The organism is Novosphingobium lindaniclasticum LE124 (genome assembly GCF_000445125.1).
Lineage (GTDB): Bacteria > Pseudomonadota > Alphaproteobacteria > Sphingomonadales > Sphingomonadaceae > Novosphingobium > Novosphingobium lindaniclasticum.
Genome location: NZ_ATHL01000153.1, coordinates 102,008 through 116,312, shown reverse-complemented (window position 1 = coordinate 116,312; position 14,305 = coordinate 102,008). Strand labels below are relative to the sequence as shown.

The window sequence follows — 14,305 nt, the reverse complement described above, 5'->3', positions numbered from 1 at the left end:
CCGCACGCTCTCGCGCGCGATCCGCATTCCCGGTCAGGTCGCTCCTCCTCCCCGACGCGGTTGTACTTCTTACTTGCCTGCCGATTTATTTGCCCGCCAACGCGGCCTGCGCCGCCGCCAAGCGGGCGATCGGCACGCGATAGGGCGAGGCCGAGACGTAATCGAGGCCGATCTTCTCGCAGAACGCAATCGAGGCCGGATCGCCGCCATGTTCGCCGCAGATGCCGAGCTTGATGTCCGCGCGAGTCTTGCGGCCGCGCTCGGCAGCCAGTTCGATCAGTTCGCCCACGCCGTCGACATCGAGGCTGACAAAAGGATCGCGGGCGAAGATGCCCTTGTCCACGTAGTGCGTCAGGAACTTGCCCGCATCGTCGCGGCTGATGCCGATCGTCGTCTGGGTAAGGTCGTTGGTGCCGAACGAGAAGAACTCGCCGGTCTGCGCGATCTCACCCGCCTTGAGCGCAGCGCGCGGCAGTTCGATCATGGTGCCCACGAGGTAGTCGACGGTAGCGCCGCGCTCGCTGAAGACTTCGGCGGCGACCCGGTCGACGATCGCCTTCATCAGGTCCAGCTCCTTGGCCGTGGCGACCAGCGGGATCATCACTTCGGGGATAGGTGCTTCGCCGGTGTTCTCCTTGACGAGAAGCGCCGCCTCGAAGATCGCACGGGCCTGCATCTCGTAGATTTCCGGGTAGGTCACGCCGAGGCGGCAGCCGCGATGGCCGAGCATGGGGTTGACCTCGTGCAGTTCCGAGGCGCGGCGCTTGAGCGTATCGACGCTGACGTTGGCGGCGCGCGCCACTTCCTCGAACTCCCCCTCGCCGTGCGGCAGGAACTCGTGCAACGGCGGATCGAGCAGGCGGATCGTCACCGGCAGGCCGGCCATGACCGTGAAGATCTCCGCAAAGTCGTCACGCTGTTCGGGCAGCAGCTTGGCCAGCGCGGTGCGGCGCTCGGCCTCGCCTTCGGCCAGGATCATCTCGCGCACGGCGGTGATGCGGGCCGCGTCGAAGAACATGTGCTCGGTGCGGCACAGGCCCACGCCCTCAGCGCCGAATTCGCGCGCGGTGCGGCAATCCAGCGGCGTTTCCGCATTGGCGCGGACCTTGAGGCGGCGGACCTTGTCGGCCCATTCCATCAGCGTGCCGAAGTCACCGGCGAGTTCCGGCTGCACGGTGGCCACTTCGCCGGCCATGACTTCGCCGGTGGCGCCGTCGATGGTGACGGTGTCGCCTTCCTTCAAGACGCGGCCATCGATGCGCATGGTGCGCGCCACGTTGTCGATCTGGAGGCTGCCGGCGCCGGAGACGCAGGGGCGGCCCATGCCGCGCGCCACCACGGCGGCGTGGCTGGTCATGCCGCCGCGTGCGGTGAGAATGCCGCGCGCCGCGTGCATGCCATGGATGTCCTCAGGGCTGGTTTCGACGCGGACGAGGATCACCGCCTTGCCCTGCTCGGCCAGCTTTTCCGCCGTGTCGGCATCGAGCACGATCGCGCCCGAAGCCGCGCCCGGCGAGGCGGGCAGGCCCTTGGTGAGCACGTCGCGCGGCGCCTTGGGATCGAGCGTGGGGTGGAGCAGCTGGTCGAGCGCGGCGGGATCGACGCGGGCGACGGCCTCCTCCTCGCTGATCAGGCCTTCGCGCGCCATGTCGACAGCGATCTTCAGCGCGGCCTTGGCGGTACGCTTGCCCGAACGGGTCTGGAGCATCCAGAGCTTGCCCTGCTGCACCGTGAACTCGATGTCCTGCATGTCGCGGTAGTGCTTCTCGAGGATCTCGAAAACGCTGGCGAGTTCCGCGTACGTCTCCGGCATCGCCTCTTCCATCGACAGCGGCTTGGCCCCGGCGCGCTCGCGGGCGGCCTTGGTCAGGTACTGCGGCGTGCGGATGCCGGCGACGACGTCCTCGCCCTGCGCATTGATGAGGTATTCGCCGTAATAGGCGTTCTCGCCGGTGGCGGGGTCACGGGTGAAGGCGACGCCGGTGGCCGAAGTCTCGCCCATGTTGCCGAAGACCATGGCCTGCACGTTGACGGCCGTGCCCCATTCGCCGGGAATGGAGTTCAGGCGGCGGTAGACCTTGGCGCGGTCCGACTGCCAGGAACCGAACACGGCGCCGATCGCACCCCAGAGCTGGTCGTGCACGTCCTGCGGGAACGGCTTGTTCCAGAGCTTCTCCACGATGGCTTTGTATTCCGCGACCAGGACCTTCCAGTCGGCGGCGGTCATCTCCGTATCGAGGTCGTAGCCGCGATCTTCCTTGGCGATGTCCAGTGCTTCCTCGAAGGCGCCGTGATCGAGTTCGAGCACGACATCGGAATACATCTGGATGAAACGGCGATAGCTGTCCCAGGCAAAGCGCTCGTCGCCCGAGGTCTGGGCCAGGCCCTCGACCGTCTGGTCGTTGAGGCCGAGGTTGAGCACGGTGTCCATCATGCCCGGCATCGAGATGCGCGCGCCCGAACGGACCGATACCAGCAGCGGATCGGCGATATTGCCGAAGGTCTTGCCGGTCACCTGCTCGATATGCGCAATCCCCTGCGCCACTTCGGCCTTCACGCTTTCGGGATAGACGCCGCCGTCGTTGTAGTAGCGGGTGCACATCTCGGTGGTGATGGTAAAGCCCGGAGGAACCGGCAGGCCGATCGCGGCCATGCCGTCGAGGTTGGCGCCCTTGCCGCCCAGCAGGTTCTTGTCGCCCTTGCCGCCATCGTCGACGCCGCCACCGAAGCGATAGACGTAGCGTGTTTCAGTCAAAGCCGTCATGAATCGAATACCCTCGTTACTCGCAGGCGCCGTACCGGGATTCGGCGCTTTGCTGCAATGCAACGGCGTAGATGACGTGGAATCCGTGCTGCGACCATCGATAAATGGCAAAGCCGGATTTCTCGTTTTGTGAAATCTTGTAGATTATGTTCTGGAACTCACGCCTCGTCGCGGATCGAGGCCGGGACGAGGCTTATTGCGTCGGTCTCGTCTCCGGCATTTTCATGAAAACCGGCAAAACGCAGAGCGCCACCGCGGCAATCATCAGGCCCGGGACCGCGGGCCTTCCGGTTGCCTGAACAAGCATTTGCGCTGCGAAGGGGGCAAGGCCGCCGAAGAGCGCCGTCGCCGCCGTTGCGCCAAGGGCCAATCCCGTGAGACGCCCCTCGCCGGGAAACTGTTCGGCAGTCGCCACGGCGCCCACGGCGCTGACCGCACCGCCGAGAGAAGCCAGCAGCAGGGCCCCGATCAGCGCCGCTCCATAGGAGCCGCCGCCCATGGCCGCGAAAGCCGCAGCCGGCACCAGGACGGAGAGGACGCCCACGCAGAGCAGCACCGGACGGCGGCCGATCCGGTCGGACAAGATCCCCACGAAAGGGGTCACGAAGATGACCATGAGGGCGGCGGCGGTGGAAAGCCACAGCGCTTCATCTTCCGCCATCACGCCGGATTCCGTCACGAAAGCAGGAACATACGTGATCCCCACGTAGTAAGTGATCGATCCCAAGGCGGAGACGGCGAAGCCGCGAGCGATCGCCATGCGGTGCCGCATCAGAACCTGGCGCAAGGGTCGCTCCGGCACGGTCCGGGCTGCGATCTGCCGCTCGAACTCGGGCGATTCCTCCAGCCTCGCGCGGGCCAGCAGCACGGCTCCCGCCAGCAGCGCACCGAAGAGGAACGGCAGTCTCCAGCCCCAATCGTCCAGCTCGGCCGGGGCCATGGCGGCGACCGTGAGCGCTGCCGCTGCTGCGGCCAGCAGCCCGCCGATCTCGCTCGCTGCCGCGGCGGATGAAGTCACCAGACCGCGCCGCCGGCGGTGTGCGCCTTCCAGCAAGTAGGCGACGACGCCGGTATATTCGCCGCCCACCGAGAACGCCATCACGCAGCGCAGCAGGAGCAGCAGCCAGCCCGAGGCGGCGCCGATCTGCGCGTAAGTCGGCATGGCGGCCGTGGCGAGCATGGCCGTGGTCATCAGTGCCATCGACAGCAGCATCATGCGCCGCCGTCCAAACCGGTCTCCTACATGGCCGAACACCGCCGCGCCCAGCGGCCGCATCAGGTAGGCGACCGCGAAGCCCCCCAGCGTAACGGAAAGCGAACCCGCGCCCCCGCCGAAGAAGACCCGGGACAGCACCGTCGCAAGGTAGAGATAGAGCGTGAAATCGTACCACTCGACCACCGTGGAGAACGCCGCGATCGCCATGGATCGCCTGGAGAGTGGACTTCGACGACCCGGAGCATCTCCGCGCCTTGCGTTATTTTCCGGCGTCATGAAGCCCATGATAGCCGGACATGCGGGGTTGGCAAATGCCGGGCAGTCGCGAGCGAGCAGGACAATCGTCCCGGACTTGATCCGGGATCGCTGGCAATCCTTGAGGCGCCTGCTCGCGAGCAAGGCGCGGCTCGGCCGGCGGTCCCGGGTCAAGCCCGGGACGACGAAGAACCCGCCAGCAACGCTTCGGCGCCTTGCCGTGCCGCAAGCCATCGGCCGCGCTCCGCTTGCGCGTCGGGAAGCGCCCGATGGGCTGGAACCTTCGGGCGTGCCTTGTCGATGTCCGCCAGGATTCGCTCCACCGCCTGCCGGTGGTCTTCCGGTTCAAGGCCATCGCCCAGCAAGGCCGAGACATCCTGCGCGATCATTTCGGAGGTCTTGCGCAGGCGCAGGCGGTGCTTGGGATAGCCGGCCGTGCGCAGCAGCGCATTGAGCCACTTGGCATCCCACGAGGGCGCGCTGGCAAAGAGGTCATGGCCGGACAGTTCCTCGACCATCCGCGCCGCAACCTGGTCATGCGGCTCGCCCTCCTGCTCCAACAGGGTGCGGGCGAGGCCATGGATCGCTTCGGCCTCCTCGTCCCAATCCGTCCATTCCGGTGGGGGACGGATCAGGTGGCTCTCGGCCCGTCCGTCCGCGAAGACCCAGGCCACCTCGATGGGATAGCTGCGCTTCGCGAGAGAGGAGGCTTCGAAATCGAGGAAAACCCGCATGGCCGCTCAGCGCTCCGTAGGGGGCGGGAACGGCCCGGCAGCGTCAGGGGCCGCCGACATAGGAGCCGCGATCGACGATCACTTCGCCTTCGTCCTCGCCGTCCCAGTAGTGCGCGCGTTCGGCACCGACGCGGATCAGCACGAGCCCCGGGGTATCCACCCCCTGCTCGAACCAGCGATCGAGATCCTTGGTCCAGTGCTCCGCGAACTGGCCTTTGTCGCGCACGAGTTCCGCCTTGCCCTCCACTGCGATGAAGAACGGGCGCATGCCCAGGATGCCCGCCTTGCCCTGGAAGCTCAGCCCCACGCGCGGATCGCTGGCGATCTCGGAGACCATCGAGGTGTCCTCGGTGGTGAAAAACCACGAATCGCCGTCATAGTCGACTTCGCGGTTGTTGCTCATCGGCCGCGCGGCGATCGTGCCGCCGGGACCGTGGGTGGAAAGCATCGTGAAATCGATGTCTTTCATCTTCTCGGCCAGGTCGGCAAGGGTCTTGCTGGTCATCGCTGTTCTCCTTGGAGGTTGCCGAAGCAACACGCGATGGCCGCTGAGGCTCCCGCCGCCGAGACCAATCGCGCCTGTCGTCGGGCAAGCGGCGGTTTCACCGATCGAGCAGTTCGCGGACCTTTGCCGCCAGCGCCTGCATGGTGAAGGGCTTGGACAGAAGATCCACCCCCTCGCCCAGCCTGCCCTCGTGCATGATGGCATCGTGGGGATAGCCCGAGACGTAGAGCACGCCCAGCCCCGACATCGCCTCGCGCGCGTACCGGGCCAGCTCGCTGCCCGACATGCGCGGCATCACCACGTCGGTCACCAGCAGATCGACCTTCTTCTCGGCGCCGCGCAACAAGTCGATGGCGGCGTGCCCGTCAGGCGCCTCCAGCACGCGGTAGCCGAGGTCGCAAAGCGCATTCACGGCGTAGCGGCGCACGTCGTCGTCGTCCTCGACGACCAGGATCGTCTCGGACGGGCGGCCATGTTCCGCCGCAGCCGGGTGGTAGGCGTGATCTTCCGCAGGGCCGCCGTGGCAACGCGGCAGGTGAAGGACCACGCGGGTCCCCGCGCCCGGCTGCGATGCGATATCGATCCCGCCGCCAGACTGCTTGGCAAAGCCATAGACCATCGACAGGCCAAGCCCGGTGCCCTTGCCCACGTCCTTGGTGGTGAAGAACGGATCGAAGACCTTGGCGAGCGTGTCCTCGTCCATGCCGATGCCGTCGTCCGCCACCTCGATCGCCACATAGTCGCCCGCCGGCATGTCGCCTTCGCCGCCTGTGAACGTCGCGTTGCGCGCCGAGATGCTGAGCGTTCCGCCTCCGGGCATGGCATCGCGGGCATTGACGGCAAGGTTCAGGATGGCGTTTTCCAGCTGGTGCGGATCGGCTTCCACCATCCACACGGCTTGCCCGCTTCCCCGCGCCTCGATGGTGATGGCGATCGATTCCGCGATCGTGCGGGACAGCAGGTCGGACATGCCCTCCAAAAGATCGCGCACGTTCACGGCCCTGGGGTCCAGCGGCTGGCGGCGGGAGAACGCCAGCAGGCGGTGCGTCAGCGCGGCGGCGCGTTCGGCCCCCTTCATCGCCTGTTCCAGCGAGCGCCGTACTCGTGGATCGGCCGATGGCGCCACCCGGCGCGTTGCCATGTCGATGCTGCCGATGATGATCGTCAGGAGATTATTGAAATCGTGGGCGATGCCTCCGGTCAACTGGCCCACGGCTTCCATCTTCTGGGCCTGTCGCAACGCTTCCTCGGCATGGCGCCGCTCTGCGACTTCGGCGGCGACGCGCTGCTCCAGCGTCTCGGCCAGTTCGCGCAGCGCCGATTCCTGCCGCTTGGCCGTCGTGACATCGTAGATCACGCCGAGCAGACGATAGCCGCTGCCCTCCGCATCGCGCTGCACTTCGCCCCGGCGGGCGATCCAGCGAAGCTCGCCGTCCTCGCCCCGGCGGATGAGAAACTCACCGGAGAGCGTATCCGGCAATGCTTCCTGGACGCCTTCCGGGATCAACGGAAGATAGCCTTCGCTGACGACCGCATTGATGGTGCGCACCGGCAGGCGGTCGGCCGGATGAAGCCCCAGCAGCGAGCAGAACTCCGTGGAGACTGAAACCGTCGCGAAGCCGTCGCTATATTCGAAAGTGCCGACTCCGCCGGCGCTCTGCGCGATGCGAAGGCGTTCCTCGGTGCGCTTGCGCTCGGTTACGTCGACCAGCAGGCCGGTAAAGCGTACCGGTTCGTCGTCCGCATCGAGATGGCTTTGCCCGCGCCCGTGCATCCACAGCACTTTGCCGTCAGGCGTGCAGACGCGGAATTCCTTGGAGAACAGCGACGATCCCGCCAGCATGCCGGCTACTGCGATGCGGATGCGCGCGCGGTCCTCGGGATGGATCGCGCGGAAGAAGGTGGCCGTGGGAAAACCCTGCGACAGGTCGGCTTCGGGCAATCCGTAAAGCTCGGCGAAGCTTATATCGACGAACAGGCGGTCGCCGGCGATGTCCCAGTCCCACGATCCGCTGGCACCGGCGGCGGCAAGTACGGCGCGCAATTGATTGTCGTTCAGTGCGCTTCCGGCAGCGCGGTCCGCGTTAGGAAGTGGGGCCTGAGCCGGCGCGGCCTGCGCACCCGGTGGCGGGCCTGCATCGGCCTCAGGCATCGTCGCCCACGACGGAAGCGATGAATTCGTCCAGCAGTTCCTTGAGCGTCGCCAGCGAAGGGATGTCCATCAACATGGCGATATATCCGCGGATGTCGCGCATGCGTACCGCGAAGTCGATGTAGAGGAACAGCACCAGCCCTTCCTCCGAACCGGCTTCGTCCACCTCGAACAGCTTGGCGCCATCGCCGCGCAGCACTTCCGGGATCGTCATCGTCAGCGAACGCTTGAGCATGTTCGCCATCGTCGCCAGGCAGGAGTTGAGGATCACATTGCCGGTCTCGGCGAGTGCCTCCTGCTCCATCTCCACCACTTCGGCGGCGCTGAGTTCGCCGCCGGTAACGGCGCGGACCAGTTCGAGGCTGTTGGTCTCCGGGAAGATCAGCAGGGCGCGGCCGGAAAACGGCCCCGTGAAGTCCTGCCGCACGGCGATGAGATCAGCCACTTCCCGTTCGCTGATAAGGCGCGCGGCGCGGTGATGGCTCACCACTTCGATCGACGGGACGGACAGCAACACCTGCTCGCCGATCATCTTGCGCAAGCTGGAAGCGGCGCGGCTTACGCCGATATTGACGATCTCCGTCAGCGCATCGCGTTCCAGTTCGGTAAGGGCGATCTGCTCCGGGATCATGCCCGCGTGGTTTTCAACTTGAGCGCCGCACCGGACAGGAAACCGGACAGCCCTTCGCCGGTGACGGGCTTGGCGATGAACGCCGCGCCCACTTCGCGGGCACGGGCGATGATCTCGTCCTGGATGTTGGCGGTTATGATCGCGATCGGCATGTCGGGGCGCATAGCGCGCAACTCGGCCGCAAGTTCCAGCCCATCCGTCTCGCTCATGTTGAAATCGATCAGAGCGATGTCGACGGCCTGAGCGTCGATGACGTCCAGCGCTTCCCGCGCGCTTCCGGCTTCCACCTTGCCCCATTCGGGCTGAAGCTGCGTGAGCGCCTTGGCCGCGACGATCCGCGCAAGCTTGCTGTCATCCACGATCATCACGGTAACCGACACGGAAAATGCTCCTCGTTTGTGCCCCCGAGGGCGGTTTCGCCGACCTATAGGGCGGCGGCCTGCAACCGGGTATAACTTTCGTTACACCGGATTGGCACGCCCTGCTCCGGTCGCCAAGCTCTGGAGACACAAGGTCCGAAGAAAAGGGTCTGGAAATTCCCCCTCCACCGTCGCTGCGAAAAGAGTGAGCAGCTGGATCACGGCGAAATGCGCGCTCTCCAGGCCCGAGACATCCACCGCGCGTGTCGGATCGTCCTGCAAGGCGGAAAGCAGCGGCTCCGCATCCTCGACGGGGCAAAGACCGACAAGCCGGATCGTGCCGCCTTCCACGATCACGCTCATGCCAGGAGTTCCGGCAGGTCGAGCACCAGCAGCACGCCGCCGTCGGCATCGATGGCCGTGCCGCCGATCGCCGGCATCGACGCCAGCAGACCGGAGCGTTCGCGCACAGCCGCATCGATCCGCTCGTCCACGGTGTCGACGCTGAGCGCGACCCGCTGCCCCGTCGCTCCGGTCACCACCAGACGGCCGCTTTCCTCGCCGACGTCGCTGGCATGGCCGAGCAGGGCGGCCAGCGAGACCACCGGCACGGTACGATCGCGGATCGTGCAGGCCCGCCCGTGGCCGACCTCTTCGATCGTCGCCGGATCGAGACGCAAGGTCTCGTCGATCTGGTCCATCCGCAAGCCGTAGCGCTCTCCGCCGGCACAGACGGTGACGAGCCGCGTCAGGATCGCGTTCAGCGGCAGGCGGATGCCGATCCGCGTTCCCTGGCCTACGGTGCTCTCGATCTCGATCGTGCCCTGCAGGCGCTCGACCGCACGCTGCACGGCATCCATGCCGACGCCGCGACCCGAAACTTCCGTTACCGCCTGCGAGGTGGAGAAGCCGGGCGCGAAGACCAGTCGCAGAGCCTGGCGGTCCGTCAGTCCGGCCGCTTCCGCCCCGTCCAGCAAGCCCTTCGCCACGGCCGCGCGCCGGATCGCATCGGGATCCATGCCCCTGCCGTCATCACTCAGCACGATCGACAGGTGATCGCCGCTGCGCGAGAAGCCAAGGCCGACTGCCCCGGACGCCGACTTGCCCGATTGCACGCGGACTTCTGGAGCTTCGATGCCGTGGTCGATGGCATTGCGCAGGAGGTGGAGCAGCGGCTCGAAAATGGCATCGGCCACCTGCTTGTCCACTTCCAGCCCCTCGCCCGCCAGCTCGAAGCGCAAGTCCTTGCCCAGCGAAGCGGCCAGTTCGCGCGCAAGACGCGGAAGACGCCGGACCACCGGCTCAATCGGCACGCGTCGAACCTCGGAAACCGTGGCGGACAGCGTCCCGAGCGAACGCGACAGCGCGCCATGTACCCGGCGAAGTTCCGCCGCGAAATCCCGGTCGAAGGCCCCGGCGCGCTCCGTCGCGGCCTCCAGGGCATTGAGCGCGGCGGCGAGTTGCCCCACTTCGGCGGCAAGTGCGTCCAGCTTCGCGGAGGAAACGCGCATCGCGCCGTTGGTCTCCGCCGTTTCCAGCTGCGTACCGTCCGCCTCGGTCCTGCCTTCGCGATGCTCGCCCTCTCCGTCTGCCTCCAGCGCCGCAAGAGCGATCTGATCGGGCACCATGCGAAAAGCGGTTCGAACCGCGTCGATCCCCGTAGAGGAAAGACCTTCGATATGCAGGACGCAGCGGAACGGTTCGACGTCTTCCAGTGCCGGGATTTCTTCCGTCGGCAGCAGGTTCAGCGCCAGCAGGCCCGGCACCGAGCGCGCCAGGGCGAGCGGGTCCTCGCCGCGAAAGAAGCATTCGGGATCGGGACTGTAGCGGAATGCGGTTCGCGCCGGATGCCGCACGTCCAGTGGCGCGCGCGCCAACGCCGCTTCGGCCCAGTCCGGCAGGCCACCCGCATCATGGGTGGCCGGGGCCTGACGTTCCTCATGATCCAGCGCGGCGAGTATCTCCGCGCCCTGGCTTTCGGCTGCATCCGGGAGCCGGCCATGGCGCTCGATATCGTCGATCCAGCGGTCGATCTGGTCGATCACGGCAATCAGGCCTTCGAAGTCGCGCGCGATCAGCGGCGCATCGCCGCGCCGTGTCTGGTCCAGCCGGGTCTCGGCCCGATGCAGCAGGCGCTCCGCCGGGGCCATGTCGAACAGGGCGACCGAGCCCTTGAGCGTGTGGACGGCGCGGAACAGGCTGTCGAGCCGGTCCCGCCGCTGCGGCTCGCGCCCGAGCGCCGCCAGATCGCCATGCGCCTGCGCGACGAGATCCCGTCCTTCGATCAGGAACTGTTCGAGCAAGTCATCCATCATGCGCGACGATAGACGATCGCGTCGTCAAGGCGAACCAGATTGAAGCGATCGTCGATGCGGGTCATCGATTCGCTATGGCCAAGGCACAAGTAGCCGCCGGGATGGAGCGCCCGGTGCAGGTTCTCCGCCGCCTTCTGCCGCCCCTCCTCATCGAAGTAGATCAACAGGTTGCGGCAGAAGATCACATCGAAATGCCCTTGCGCGGCCATCTCCCGCGCGTCGATCAGGTTGGCGGGGGCGAAGCGCACCGATTCGCGCAAGTCGGGGATCAGGCGGTACTGCGTTCCGTCATGATCGAAGTAGGCCGTGCGCAGCGCCTCCGGCATCCGTGCCACGGCCCGCCTTCCGTAATCTCCTTCACGCGCGGCGGCGAGCGCGGCGGTATCGATGTCCGAACCGACGATCTCGATATGATAGGCATCCACCAGGGGCCAGAATTCCAGCAGCCAGATCGCGATCGAATAGGCTTCCTCTCCCGTGGCGCAGGGCATCGACCAGATGCGAATGCGGTCGCCGGGGCTGCGCGTGCGCGCCAGGTCCGGCAGGATCGTATTGGCGAGAGCGGCGAACTGGTGCTCCTCGCGGAAGAAATAGGTCTCGTTGATGGTGACCGCATTGATCAGCTGCTGGCGCTCATCCTCGTCGGACAGCAGGCGCGCGAAGTAGGCCCGGATGTCGGCGGCACCGGTCCGGCGCATGCGTTCCAGCAGGCGGCGTTCGATGTAAAAGGTCTTGTTGCGGAGGAACGTCATGCCCGTCCAGCCGCGAAGCAGTTCGCTGACCCGCGCGATGTCCCGCTCATCCACGCCCGAGCCGGGAGTGACGCCGGTTCCGATCTCGGTCATGCGCCGGTCCATTCGAGAAGCTGTCCGGCAATGCGATCCATCGGCAGCACCAGATCCGCACCGTCCAGCCCCACCAGAGCTCCAGGCATGCCCCACACCACTGCGCTGTCGGCGTCCTGCGCGATGGTACGGCCGCCCTCCCGTCGCAGCCGCGCCATGGCCTGCGCGCCGTCGTTGCCCATGCCGGTGAGCAGCACGCCGACCAGAGCCCCCGCCCCGAGCACCTCGCGGGCGGAATCGACGAGACGGTCGGTGCTGGGATGCCAGTGCAGTTCGGCGCGGGCGGGGGCCGCCATCACGACCGGTTCGCCGCGCCGCCGGGACAGGATCAGGTCGGCATCGCCCCGGCCTATATAGACGGTGCCGCCCTGCAGCGGCTCGGCCACCGTCACTTCGCGGACCGAAAGCGCGCATTGCCGATCGAGGCGATGCGCAAGTGGGCCGGTGAAGCTGGCCGGCATGTGCTGGGCGATGACGATCGGCCAGGGAAAGTCGGCGGGAAGGGGCTCGAGAAGCGCGTCGAGCGCGGGCGGGCCTCCGGTGGAAGCGCCCACGATCACGGCGGCGACATCCTCGATCGGCGGGCCGGCGGATGAACCGGCGGGCCGGATGGTCGCGCGCGATGCGGGCCGTGCCGAAATCGGCGCAGGAGCCGCTCGGCCCGCGCCTTTCGCCGCCCGCGCCCGGACGCGATCCGTCAGGCGCAGAAAACGGGGCACGCGCGCGGAAGCCGCCGCGCGGACCTTCTCGACCAGCGGGTCGGCGATGCGGTCCAGCTCGAGCGAGATCGGCCCTTCCGGCTTCGCCACGAAGTCCACCGCGCCCAGCGACAGCGCCTCCAACGTCTCGTCGGCGCCTTCCTGCGTCAGGGCCGAGACCATGACCACCGGGCAAGGCCGCTCCACCATGATCCGATCGAGGCAGGAAAGGCCGTCCATCTGCGGCATGTGGATGTCCATCGTCACCACGTCGGGCGCGAAGGCCGTCAGCATCGCCAGTGCCTCGTGTCCGTCGCGGGCGATCGCGATCTCGAAGCCGCCGTCCTCGCTGAAAAGCTGGGTGAGCAATTTGCGCATGAGCGCGGAATCGTCGACGATCAGCAGCCGGATCTGCGTCATGCGCGGGCCTTGCCCTGGGCACGGGCCATCAGTTCCAGATGGGCCGCATCGATCAGGGTCCAGGGGGAGACCAGCAGGGCAATGCGTTCGAATCCGCCATGGCCGCCGGGGAGGCGGGCATAGCCGTCGAAAGTGAAGTCCGCTTCGCCGCCCGCATCGGCATGCTCGATGACTTCGGGAGACAACGCAATGAGCCCTTCGACCCGGTCGACCAAAAGGCCTACCGCATCGCCGTCACGGCGGGAGACGACAAGGCGCCTGCCCGCGCCGCCAGTCCCTTCGCCAAGCCGCGCAGAGAGGTCGATCACGGGCACGGCTGTTCCTCGCAGATTGACCATGCCGGCCAGCCAGTGAGGTGCATCCGGGATGGATGCCAGGCTCTGCGGCAGGGTCACGCTCTCCACCGAACCCAGCGGCATGGCGAGCCGGTGACGGCCCGCCCGCAGCATCAGATAAGGTTGGCCTGCATCTTCCCGCTGCCTTGGCCGAGGCGCCGGTTCGGACACTGCTCCCGCAGCAAGCCCGTCCGCGCCGGATGCCAGCAGATGATCGGCATCGAGTACGCCGATCAGCCGCTCTCCCGAGCCGGGGCGACAGATCGCCTGGATCGCCGCTTCCGATGCGCCGCGCAGCAGCACCCCGGGCACAGGCTCCAGCCGCGAGTGCGCGACAGGGAGGACGGCGCGGACTCGCTCGACCACCAGCCCCACCAGCCCGCTGCCGATCCGCACCACGGCGACCTGCCCCCGTCCGCATGATTGCGCATCGCCCAAACCGAGCAGCCCCGCGAGGGAGAACAGTGGAACCACGCCGCCGCGATGCTCCATCGCCCCCAGCGCGCTGGGATGGGCGCCGGGAATCGCCGCCACTTCTGCGGTGCGGGCAAGGACTTCCTCCACCTGATCGGCGGGCAGTGCGAACCGCTGCCCTGCGAGATCCATCACCAGCAGCGCCACGCGCTCGTCCTCGACCGGCTCCTCCCTGGCACCCTGTGCGGCGAGGCGTGTCCCGGCGAGGCGTGTCCCGGCCGGGGCCGCTGCCTTGCGAGCCCGCTCCGGGAAGGCGTCCGCCAGCACTGCGTCGATATCCAGCCTTTCGTCCTCGGCCCGATCCGCCTCCGCAAGCCCGAGCACCGCATTCACGGCAAGTGCCACGGGCCGCTCGCCGCCAAGCAGAAGCGCGCGCGAGCATGGGTTGCCCGCCTGACGCTCCAGCGCCAGAACCGGCAGGACACGGCCCCGGAAGTTGCCGAGGCCGAGCAGGTTCGCCGCGCCGAACGGCACCCGCGTCAGCGGAGGCAGGCCGGCAACCTCGCGCACCTGACGCGCGGGAACCGCCATGCGCCGCTCGCCCACGACGAAGGCGAGCACCTTTTCCCCTGCTTCGGCCAACGCCTGCGCGGTCACCGGCC

General features: G+C 67.3%; 12 protein-coding genes. All 12 read right to left on the bottom strand.

Annotated features, from left to right (window positions below):
* Positions 1-85: 85 nt before the first annotated feature.
* The 12 genes from ppdK to L284_RS46040 all read right to left on the bottom strand — a co-directional run bounded on the left by ppdK (position 86) and on the right by L284_RS46040 (position 14,300).
* A complete protein-coding gene (gene ppdK / locus L284_RS46095) occupies positions 86-2,764 on the bottom strand; it encodes a pyruvate, phosphate dikinase (RefSeq protein ID WP_021236228.1) in 2,679 nt (892 codons plus the stop codon).
* A gap of 193 nt (positions 2,765-2,957) precedes the next feature.
* Positions 2,958-4,187, bottom strand: a complete 1,230-nt coding sequence (locus L284_RS46090) for an MFS transporter (RefSeq protein WP_021236227.1) — start codon at positions 4,185-4,187, stop codon at positions 2,958-2,960.
* 218 nt (positions 4,188-4,405) lie between these two features.
* Positions 4,406-4,969 (bottom strand): 3'-5' exonuclease, encoded by a 564-nt coding sequence (locus L284_RS46085; protein ID WP_021236226.1) that lies wholly within the window; start codon positions 4,967-4,969, stop codon positions 4,406-4,408.
* 43 nt (positions 4,970-5,012) lie between these two features.
* Positions 5,013-5,474, bottom strand: a complete 462-nt coding sequence (locus L284_RS46080; protein WP_021236225.1) for a pyridoxamine 5'-phosphate oxidase family protein — start codon at positions 5,472-5,474, stop codon at positions 5,013-5,015.
* 97 nt (positions 5,475-5,571) lie between these two features.
* On the bottom strand, positions 5,572-7,518 hold the full coding sequence (locus L284_RS46075) for a hybrid sensor histidine kinase/response regulator (RefSeq protein WP_235054617.1): 1,947 nt from the start codon (positions 7,516-7,518) through the stop codon (positions 5,572-5,574).
* Between the two features lie 100 nt (positions 7,519-7,618).
* Entirely contained in the window at positions 7,619-8,257 is a 639-nt protein-coding gene (locus L284_RS46070) for a chemotaxis protein CheX (RefSeq protein WP_021236223.1), read from the bottom strand.
* Positions 8,254-8,637: a response regulator gene (locus L284_RS46065; RefSeq protein ID WP_031343284.1), complete on the bottom strand. Its 384-nt coding sequence runs from the start codon at positions 8,635-8,637 to the stop codon at positions 8,254-8,256. Before L284_RS46065 ends, L284_RS46070 begins: the two co-directional genes overlap by 4 nt.
* Before the next feature lie 81 nt (positions 8,638-8,718).
* Positions 8,719-8,979 (bottom strand): hypothetical protein, encoded by a 261-nt coding sequence (locus L284_RS46060; protein ID WP_021236221.1) that lies wholly within the window; start codon positions 8,977-8,979, stop codon positions 8,719-8,721.
* The gene (locus tag L284_RS46055) at positions 8,976-10,928 is read right to left on the bottom strand and encodes a chemotaxis protein CheA (RefSeq protein WP_021236220.1); all 1,953 of its coding nucleotides are present in this window, start codon (positions 10,926-10,928) and stop codon (positions 8,976-8,978) included. The genes L284_RS46060 and L284_RS46055 overlap by 4 nt, the downstream gene beginning before the upstream one ends.
* Positions 10,928-11,776: a CheR family methyltransferase gene (locus L284_RS46050; RefSeq protein ID WP_052018467.1), complete on the bottom strand. Its 849-nt coding sequence runs from the start codon at positions 11,774-11,776 to the stop codon at positions 10,928-10,930. The genes L284_RS46055 and L284_RS46050 overlap by 1 nt, the downstream gene beginning before the upstream one ends.
* Complete coding sequence (cheB, locus tag L284_RS46045; RefSeq protein ID WP_021236218.1) at positions 11,773-12,894, bottom strand: chemotaxis-specific protein-glutamate methyltransferase CheB; 1,122 nt, start codon at positions 12,892-12,894, stop codon at positions 11,773-11,775. The genes L284_RS46050 and cheB overlap by 4 nt, the downstream gene beginning before the upstream one ends.
* Positions 12,891-14,300, bottom strand: coding sequence for a chemotaxis protein CheW (locus L284_RS46040; RefSeq protein WP_021236217.1), 1,410 nt, complete (start codon positions 14,298-14,300; stop codon positions 12,891-12,893). The genes cheB and L284_RS46040 overlap by 4 nt, the downstream gene beginning before the upstream one ends.
* Between the last annotated feature and the right edge of the window lie 5 nt (positions 14,301-14,305).